Raw genomic sequence first — 9530 nt, forward strand, 5'->3', positions numbered from 1 at the left:
ATTAATAAAGATATTATTCATATTTCCGGAGGAAACGACACATATATATTAAATAATAATTTTTTAGGTAAAGTAAAATTTTTATTAAAAAATAGTTTAATAATGTTTAATGTTTTTAATAAGAAAAATAGTTTTTGTAATAAATCTAATATTTTTTGCAAAAATATAGATGGATGCAAAAAACAAATTAATTACAATATGCTAAAAAAAAGAGTTAAAAAAAATATTTATAATAAGATAAATTTATATTTAGAGTATGATTTTTTAAATAATTTAAGAGATAAAAAAATATTTTTTGCCGGTGCTAAAACATATACAATACAATATAACAATTTAAAACAATTTATAAATAAAAGTTTAAAAACATTTAATTTAAGTTTTTCTGAAAATCAAAAAGAAGCATTATATTTTTACTTAGCAAACAACTTAATAGATTTAAATTTTTATATGGATATTATTTCTTCTAAATGTAATAATTTAAATAAATTGATTAATAAAATTTATTTAGTGTTTTATAATCGTAAACCATCTTTAAAAGAAAAAAATTTTTGGATGAATAGAGTAAAAGATATTAAATATAAAAAAATTATAATTGAAAGTTTTTTAAATTCTAAAAAAGTAAAAAATTTTTGTAAATTAAATAAAATAAAAAATTTTGACTTTACTTATAGTTATTTACAAACAATATATAATATGTCTAATATTAGATTAAGACACTATTTTGAATTAATAAAAAATATTAAATATAAAGAAGTTAGTTGTAGTGAGTTAATAAATAAAGAAATAAAAGAGTTAAATCTTTTAAATGCTGATAATAAAACCTTTATACAAAGTTTATATTATATTACATTTAACAGAAAAGCAGATCAAAAAGGTCTAAAAAATTGGTATAATATATTAACAAGTGGTAGATTAACAAAACAACAGATTATTTATTTTTTTAAAAATCAAAAAGAATATTTTAATTTATGCAGAAAATTAAAATTAGAGTATTAATAGTGTGTAAAATCTTAACATTTAAATAGAAAATAAGGATTTTTTTTAAAATACTTGACAATAAAATATATGCAATTTTGTGTAAAAAGCGTGTATTTTTGCCTTGTTTTACACAAAACTTACATTAAAAATTAACTTTTTTATATGTTGTTAAAACAAAAATCTTTAAACTTTCTTAAATAGTTCCCATAAAATCGATAATCTTACTTTAATATCTTTTATAAAAATTTTTGTAATCATTTTGTAATATTTATATGTTAATGTAATAATAGATTTTTATTTTATAAAGGAGTTTTTTTGAAAAAGTTAATTATTTTAATTTATTTATTAAATAGTATGCTTTTTGCTTCAATTTCTAGCGGATTATATAATCTTCATTTGCAGGGTTCAGATTATATTAAAACTCAAAATAATGTTCCTAATCCAAAAACAGCATTATTGATGGCTAAAATTAGTAATTTTGCTTATAAGACTCAATTGCAAGATATTGATAAGCTTTTTTTACAAGATAATGGTTTTGATCCAGCAAAAGTTGAATTTTTTAATTATGGAAGTAAATCTTTTAGTGTTAAGGGATTAATGTTAGAAAAATTTATTCAGGTTAACAATCAAAACAAAAAACTAAAAATTATTGCTTTTCGAGGTACAGATTCAAAAGCTGATGCAATAATTGATTTATATGGTGTTTCTGATGATTTTTATGATAACAATAATTTAAAAGTTCATAAAGGTTTTAATTATTATTTTGAATTATTTAGGAATAACGAGCCTGTTATTGACAAAAATGCAATTTATATTATAGTCGGTCATAGTTTGGGTGGTGCAGTAGCAAAGCTTTATGGTGCTTCATTGAGGGAACGGGGTTTACGACAAGACCACGTATTTGTTTATACATTTGGTGCTCCTCCAATAGCATATGCTAATTCAAAATTTCAAAGTTATTTTTCTAAAACAAAACCTCTTAATATTATTGAAACAGCTAATGAACTTGATCCTATATATCATCTTGCTTATAAAAAATTTTTTAGAACATATCTTAAAAGGGTTGAGGATGGTGTAAGCTTTGGATTTAAGTCCAATGGACAAGAAGGTAGTATTTATCCTGGTTGTGATATTCGAGGTTTGTATAAGTTGGAAAATTTTGCAAATTCATGGTTTGGTGATGATGATATAAAAAGACCAGCTTGTCAAGGAGTAGCACATAAACTTGAAGGATATATATATAATTTATATCGGTATATCGATATGACTTCTATAATAAAACAAAATATTAAAAATACAAAACAAGACAATTTTGATTATGATTTTACTTCAATGCAACTTGATATAATAGATGGCTTATTAAAAAATTATCCTTATAATAAAGGTGTTGTTGGAGATAAATTTATAAGTTCTAATTTGACTGAGATTGAAAGAAAAAAACTTTTATATGAATTAAAAAAGTTAGGTATTTTTGTAAATTTTGATAAATTTGGTGATTTAGGGCAAAATTTTAGACTATTAATTAAAGATATAGTTAATAGTAAAAAAGATCTTTTGGAAGCAGCAAAAGATGAAATAGACAGTTCGCAATCACTTCAATTAGACGATTATGCAAAATTGGCTTGGGGAACCGTATTAAACTCTGCTTCTGCTGTACTTGATATTTATACTTTTGGATCAGGAAAATTGAATAGTGTTATAATAAAATTTCCAACTATTGGGAAAAAACTTTCAAAAGTAGAAAATGCTGTAAAAATTTTTGCAAAAATTGGGAATAAGATAGAGAGAGTAGCTCCACATATATACAAAATGACACAAATAATGAATAAACCTGAATTTAAAATTATTAAAGCTCTTGTAGATTCTGGTTTTACTATTAATGATTATGTAAAAGGTGTTATTAATAAAAATCAAGAAGGTTTAGATTTAGTAAAAAATGTTTTAGGTTTAACTGGAGAGTTGATAAAAGCTAAGTTTGAAGATAATACTAAATCTAAAGCATATGCTTTTATTTTTGGAAAACTTGTTGATATTGGAGTAAATATTATAGCCGGTAGTAATGAAGTTATATTTGCAAATAAAGAGCTTAAAGAGGCAGTTTTTGATTTAGGTGATTCATTAATAGAACTTATTCCATGGGCAGGTCCATTTTATAGTCAATATAAATTAGCAAAAAAAGTATCTGACAATATAGATAATAAACCTGAAGTTAAAGAAGCTTGGAGCAAATTTTATACTTTGAATAATTTAATGTTAGAAGAGATACAAGAGTTAGGTGATGCTACTTTTGTAAAAAGATTGGATTTAGTATTGTCAAAGGCATTAAAAGAGATTAAGGCTGATTATAAAAATATTGTGATAGAACAAAATGAAACTGGTAATAATAGTTTCAAATGTCAAGATAATTATAATTTAACAGCTAATCAATTTATAGCTTGTAATCTATTTAAATTGCCTATTACTAAATTAAATTATAATTATAATAATTGGGGAGATAATCCAAATTTATATTATGGAAATTCTGGACATGCCGGAATAGATTTTCAAACAAAAGATGTAGTAGGTGGTAATCCCTCTAATAAATTACATCCTTTTTACTCTTTGAGTTCAGGTAAAGTTATTGCCGCTAACAAAAATGGTAAATATCATTTGATAAGTATTTATAATCAAGAAAAAGATATTAGTGTCATATATTTACATGCATATTCAATAAATGTGAGTGTTGGTCAATATGTTAATATTGGTGATAAATTAGGTATTCAAGGAGATGAAGGTTCAAATAATGCGTGGCATGTCCATGTAGAAGTTAGAAAAGGAAAGAAACAATATGCGGCATTAAATAAAGATGGAACAATTGATCCAGTTACGAATTTATTAGAATTTTTAAAAGGTTATTCAAAACCATTATTTTTGACAAGTGAGTATCCATATGATTATCATATCGAAAAAAATATGTTTTCAAAAACTTGGATATTTAATCAAAATATAGAAAATTTGAATATTCAAATAGTCAGTAACAATTATAATAATAGTATTACAGAGGCTGATTTTATTAAAAATGGTAAAACTCTAAAAGTTAATCTTACTCCAAATAGCTCAGAAACTATCAATAAGTTAACACTACAGTTTAAAGATAGCAATGGGAAAATAGTTACTGTTAACGGAAGTCCTACCTTTTGGTCGCTTACTCGCACAAATAATCCACCAAGATTGGCAGATGGACAGATAACTCAACTTGTTAGCTCTACTAATGAACCTGCCTTTTTAGAGATAGAAACTTTTGATGCGGATGGAGATAATGTAAGTTTAAGTGTAAAAGATGATGCTGGTGGATATGTAGGGTTTGATCCAAAAAATCCAAAAAGATTGTTTGCTTCTTTTAACGATGGAAAGAGTATTCATACTATCAAGATTGCATTAGATGACGGAAAAGAGAAAGTTATAAAAGAGTTTAATGTTTTACAGTTTAATCAAAACTCTATAGAAAACTTTTATAGTGATGTTAGAAAAGATGCAAACGATTATCCGTATGATGGTATATATTTTGGAACACTAAAAGGTGTTATTTGGGGAGAACCAGATAGTAGTAATGCTCAAAAAAGAGTTTTTAGACCAAGAGATAATGCAACTTATGCAGAAGCTTTAAAAATGATTTTAGAAGCTGAAAAGAGAGCTAAACTTATTGATTTAAAAACAACAAATCTATATAGAGATATAGAACCTGCTTGGGCTATGCCTTATTATACATATGCAATTGATAATGGTGCTATGGATAAAAAAGATAATATAGCATACAGCTATATAACAAGAGAAGAGGTTGCTAAACTTGTAGTTAAAAGTTTAAATTTAGATGCAAAAATAAAAGATTTTGATTTAAATATAACTTTTAGTGATGAAGATGAGTTTAGTAGTCCACAATATCTTTATTATGCAAAAATTGCAAAATATTTTGGACTTTTTATGAATGAAAATAGTGCAAGAGCAAAAGAGTTTATAAAAAGAGCCGATTTAGCTGTAGTTATAGAAAAGATATTTATGCTACCAACTGCAAAGTTAAACTTAAATCCAAATAGCGGAGAGTATAAAGAGAGCTTTAGTTATGAGTTAAAAGATATAAATGCTCAAAAGATTAGTAGTGATGGCACAAAAATAATAGATAATAGTAAAAACTTAAAAAGTTATATTTTAGTTAATAAAAAAGTGTATAATCAAAAAACTATAGATAATAAAAACTTAAATATTGGTAGCAATAAAATATATGCTATTTTAGAAAATAGCGGAGTAAGAAATATTTTAGAAGCAACCTATACAATGAACTACTATGATAGCGATAATGATGGTATAGAAGATAAAGAAGATGCTTGGAAAGATGACTCAAGATATGCTTTTGATGATAATAATAACGGCATTCCGGATATTTTAGATAAAATTTATAATTTATTTAAGAAAACAATATATGATATTGTTAATATAGATGGAAAGTATTGGAAAGTTTCAACAATAGTTCAAAGAGGAGGAACTATTGAACTTGAAGATAAAATAGATCCTAATAAGCCTTTAGCTCAAATCAATATTTTCCCAATAATGGAAAATAATAAATTTAAAATAATTTGGAATACAAAGAATACCGAATTTATTGAAATTTTATACTCTTATAAAAAAGATGGAAATTATAAAAAATTTGTTAATTTAATTGTTAAAAATCAACCAGAAGGTAGTTTTACAGAAAAATTAGAAAATGCTCAAAGTTATAATAAAGTTTATATGAAACCAACTTTAATAAAAGGTTCAATTCGAATTCCATTAGAAACTATAGAAATTAGTTATAAACCTCAAAATTATAAAGAAAAACCAGCTAAAGTAATATTAAAAGATTTAAAAAGTAAAACTATGTCTAATTTTACATATATATCTTGGTATGAGGTTAAAGATGCGGATAAATATGAGTTGTCTTATGCTGATAATTCTTATTTTAATAATGATAAAAGAGTTGAAATAAATTCTGGTAGATCATATAAAATTACAAATTTAAAAGATGATACAAGATATTATTTTAGAGTACGAGCTATTAATAGTATGGGAGAGGGAGAGTGGAGTAGTGTTGAGTCTATACGGGTAGATATACAAGATAGACCGACAATAGATAATAGTTTTCAGATTCCGAGAAATGGTAGTATAAATGTAAGTAAAACTCCGGTTTTTAAATGGAATGCAACCGATAAAGATGGAGATGAATTAGAATATTATGTAAGTATAGGAGAGAGTAGAGATAATTTACACTACAAATCTGGTTGGATAAGTAAAAAGCAACAATTTAACTTTAGTGATGAATTTAGCCGACCACTTAAACCAAATACTACTTACTACTGGCAAGTGACTTTCCGTGAGGCTCATCATGACCGTGCTTACTATGGTGGAGAGTATCCTAAATCTGAAATATGGAGTTTTACTACCGAATCAACTGGACCAGACCTTGCTATAACAAATATTAAAATGATAGGTGAGCTTAAAATAGATGAATGGGTTCCTTTTGAGGTGACTATTAGAAATAATGGTAGTGAAGTGGCTGATGATGAAGATATTATTCCATATTTTGTAAAAAATGGAAAAGAGAATGAGTTTGCTGCTTACAAGCGTGGTAATATGCAAAAACAACTTAAGCCTGGAGAAGAGGAAAAAGTTATTGTAAAGGTTCAATTTTCCAACAAAATAGAAAAGCGAACATTTACACGATTTAATACAGATGGAACTGAATATCAAGAGACAGTGCTGTATGATAATATTTTGACTGATGGAGCAAATATTGTTAGATTTAAAATAAATTATAGTTTGTTTGATATAGATGCCAATAGCAAAAACGATAAAAAAGATTTATCTATTAATTATAGTATGTCAGATAATTTACCAGTAATTAAATATAGTGATTTGATTCAAAATAATCTTTCTGCTCAAAAAGGTGACTATCGTTATATGTTAGGTTGGAGGGTTTCTTATCTGATAAAAGCTGAAGATCAAGTAAAAATTGATAAATATGAATTGGAATATAGAACTTCTAAAAATGACAATTGGCATCATATAAAGACATATACAAATAATTCAAGTAAAATAAGTGAAAGACTCGAATGGATTATACCAAATAATAAAGAGCTTATTACTCAAACTATGCAACTTAGAGTTAAAGTTTATAATCCGTCTGGAAAATATTCTAGTGTTGTGTCTCCTGAATTTAAAGTGTTTGATAATGATGTTAATATAGATGAGCTATATGTAGATAAAGATAGTTATATATTAGGTGAACCGATTATAGTAACTTATAGTGCTTCGCATAAAACACCTATCGAGAGTTTTAAAATATATATTAAAACAGATAGTAATAGCGAGAAATTATATGAGTATAAAATTGGAGGAAATAGTATATTTAATGATGCCGATAGTATGAGCTTTAATATTCCTGATGAAAATAAACTTTTAGGTAATGATACATATATAGAAATATTTATTAAAGATACCAATGGTGCCTTTAAAAAAGTTAAATCTGAAAAGTTTACGATAACACAAAATACAGAAGTGCCAAAACCATTTACTCAATATAAAGATGTATTTACTTGGCAGTATGATAACTTTCCTTCAAATTCAAGTCATCACGAAACTGAAAACTATGTTAAAAAAGTAATAATTGATGAAAATGGTTTAGCTCATTTACTGATAGAACAAATTGCTTGGTGGTGGGGTAAAGATAGTAATGGGCATACAACATACAATAATCGCAATTGGAGATACTATTATTTAACATATAATCCTAAAACAGGTGCAAAATCTACTCCTAAAAAAATATTTGAGAACCGGATAATAGATGATGGTAATTTGCCTGATGAAATGTATAAAGATTTTATTGTGAATGGGGATACACCAATTTTAATAACTACTAATTATAAAACATATTGTACAACAAAATATCAGCTTAATGGAAGTAGTGTATCAAAAACTATTTTAACTGAGGGTTCAAAGTTTGATTGGCAACAATTAGTTAATTTTAAAAATAAAACATATTTAGTTTATCGTAATAGAGAAGGAGAAGTAAATAATTGGAGAGTTAAAGCAAAAGAAATATATCCAGATATTAAAAATAGTTTTAATATTGTTAATCAGTATTTTGGTGCAAGTGTTAGTATTAAAAATAATATTGTTTCTTTTTATAGTAAAGGTGTAACTTTTAAATTAGATAACAATATGAGAGCAATAGAAGCTACTAAATATAGTATTAATAATTCAGATGGATATTTAGAGAACGAATTAGCAGGAGATATTAAAATCTATGACTCTAATGTAAAAGAGATGTACATAGATAATAATCATAAGTTGTTCCTTTTAAAATCTGACAATAGTAAAGAAGAATTGTTTTATTTAAAAGATTCAGAAATAGAAAGAGACGGGAAAGGTACTCAATATATAGAAGCTAGTATATATCCTGATAATGTTATAGTTATATATGAGCTTACTAATTTTAAAAAATATAAAATTGTTATATATGATAGAAAAACTAAAACTGTTGAATCTATAATTATAGGAAATAAAGTATATGGATTTGGAGAAGTTTATACTAATATCGATATTAATGGAAAGAAAGATATAGTTTTAGCTAATCCGGATGGTAAATATGATTATGCTGCTCAAATAGTTAGTGCAAACTTAAATGATGGTTTTGGTGCACCTGCTGTAAGTATTGATACCAAAGTAAATACTATAAAAGTAGATGATGAAGTTACTATTAATTGGTCTATGGCTAAAGAGAGTGATAAATTAGATAAATTCCAAATATATAAAGTAGTTAATGGTTATAGTAAATTATTAAAAACTGTTTATGATACTTCTGTTAGAAGTTATACATATAAACAGACCAATAGTAATGAAAAAATGATTTCTTTAAGAGTTGTAGCAATTACAACTAATGGGGATAGTAGTGCAGATCAAATAAGTCTAAGAGTTATAAAACCCGTTCAAATAACCTCTTTTAGTGTAGATAAAAATGCTATTGATTTACATGAAGCATTAAACTTTTCTTGGGAGACTATAGGAGGTTATAATAATCTTTACAAAGGTTATAAAAAGTGTTCAACTGATACTAATTGGAGTAAGATATTTGAGACAAAAGCTAAAACAAAAACTTATATAGTTAATGATTTTGTTGGAGTATGCAAATTTAAAATTGTTTCAGGAAAAAGTGAAAAAATTTTAGCAAATAGTGTTGAAATAGATGGGAAAATATACAAATTTAAAGCAGATTCGTTTTTACCTAAAGGAGAATATCAAATTGATAATGGAATTATAGAGTTTAGATGGGACACTACATTTGAAGACGATATAGAATTTAATTTGTTTATTAAAAAATCTGGAGATTCTAAATTTAAAAAAGTTGCAACTACTATGAGTAAAAAATATCAACTTAATGAATCTATTGATAAAGCATTTGAGTGGAAAGTTAGTTTTAACGATGGAGCAAAAGAGATAGTATCTCCTATTATAAATGTAATGCCTAAAAGTATTAAAAAACC

2 protein-coding genes are annotated in these 9530 nt (G+C 25.4%); both read left to right on the forward strand.

The annotated features are described in order from the left end of the window. Nucleotides 1–102 precede the first annotated feature (102 nt). On the forward strand, nucleotides 103–996 hold the full coding sequence (locus AC30RD_RS03820; RefSeq protein WP_489492924.1) for a DUF4214 domain-containing protein: 894 nt from the start codon (nucleotides 103–105) through the stop codon (nucleotides 994–996). 297 nt (nucleotides 997–1293) lie between these two features. Next, nucleotides 1294–9530 (forward strand): lipase family protein (locus AC30RD_RS03825; RefSeq protein WP_489492925.1); only part of this gene is annotated, 8237 nt, incomplete at its 3' end.

This window comes from Nitrosophilus sp. (assembly GCF_982775275.1).

What these genes read in the sequence shown, in the direction of transcription:
- AC30RD_RS03820 (WP_489492924.1), top strand. Translation starts at nt 103, where the DNA reads ATGTTTAATGTTTTTAATAAGAAAAATAGTTTTTGTAATAAATCTAAT.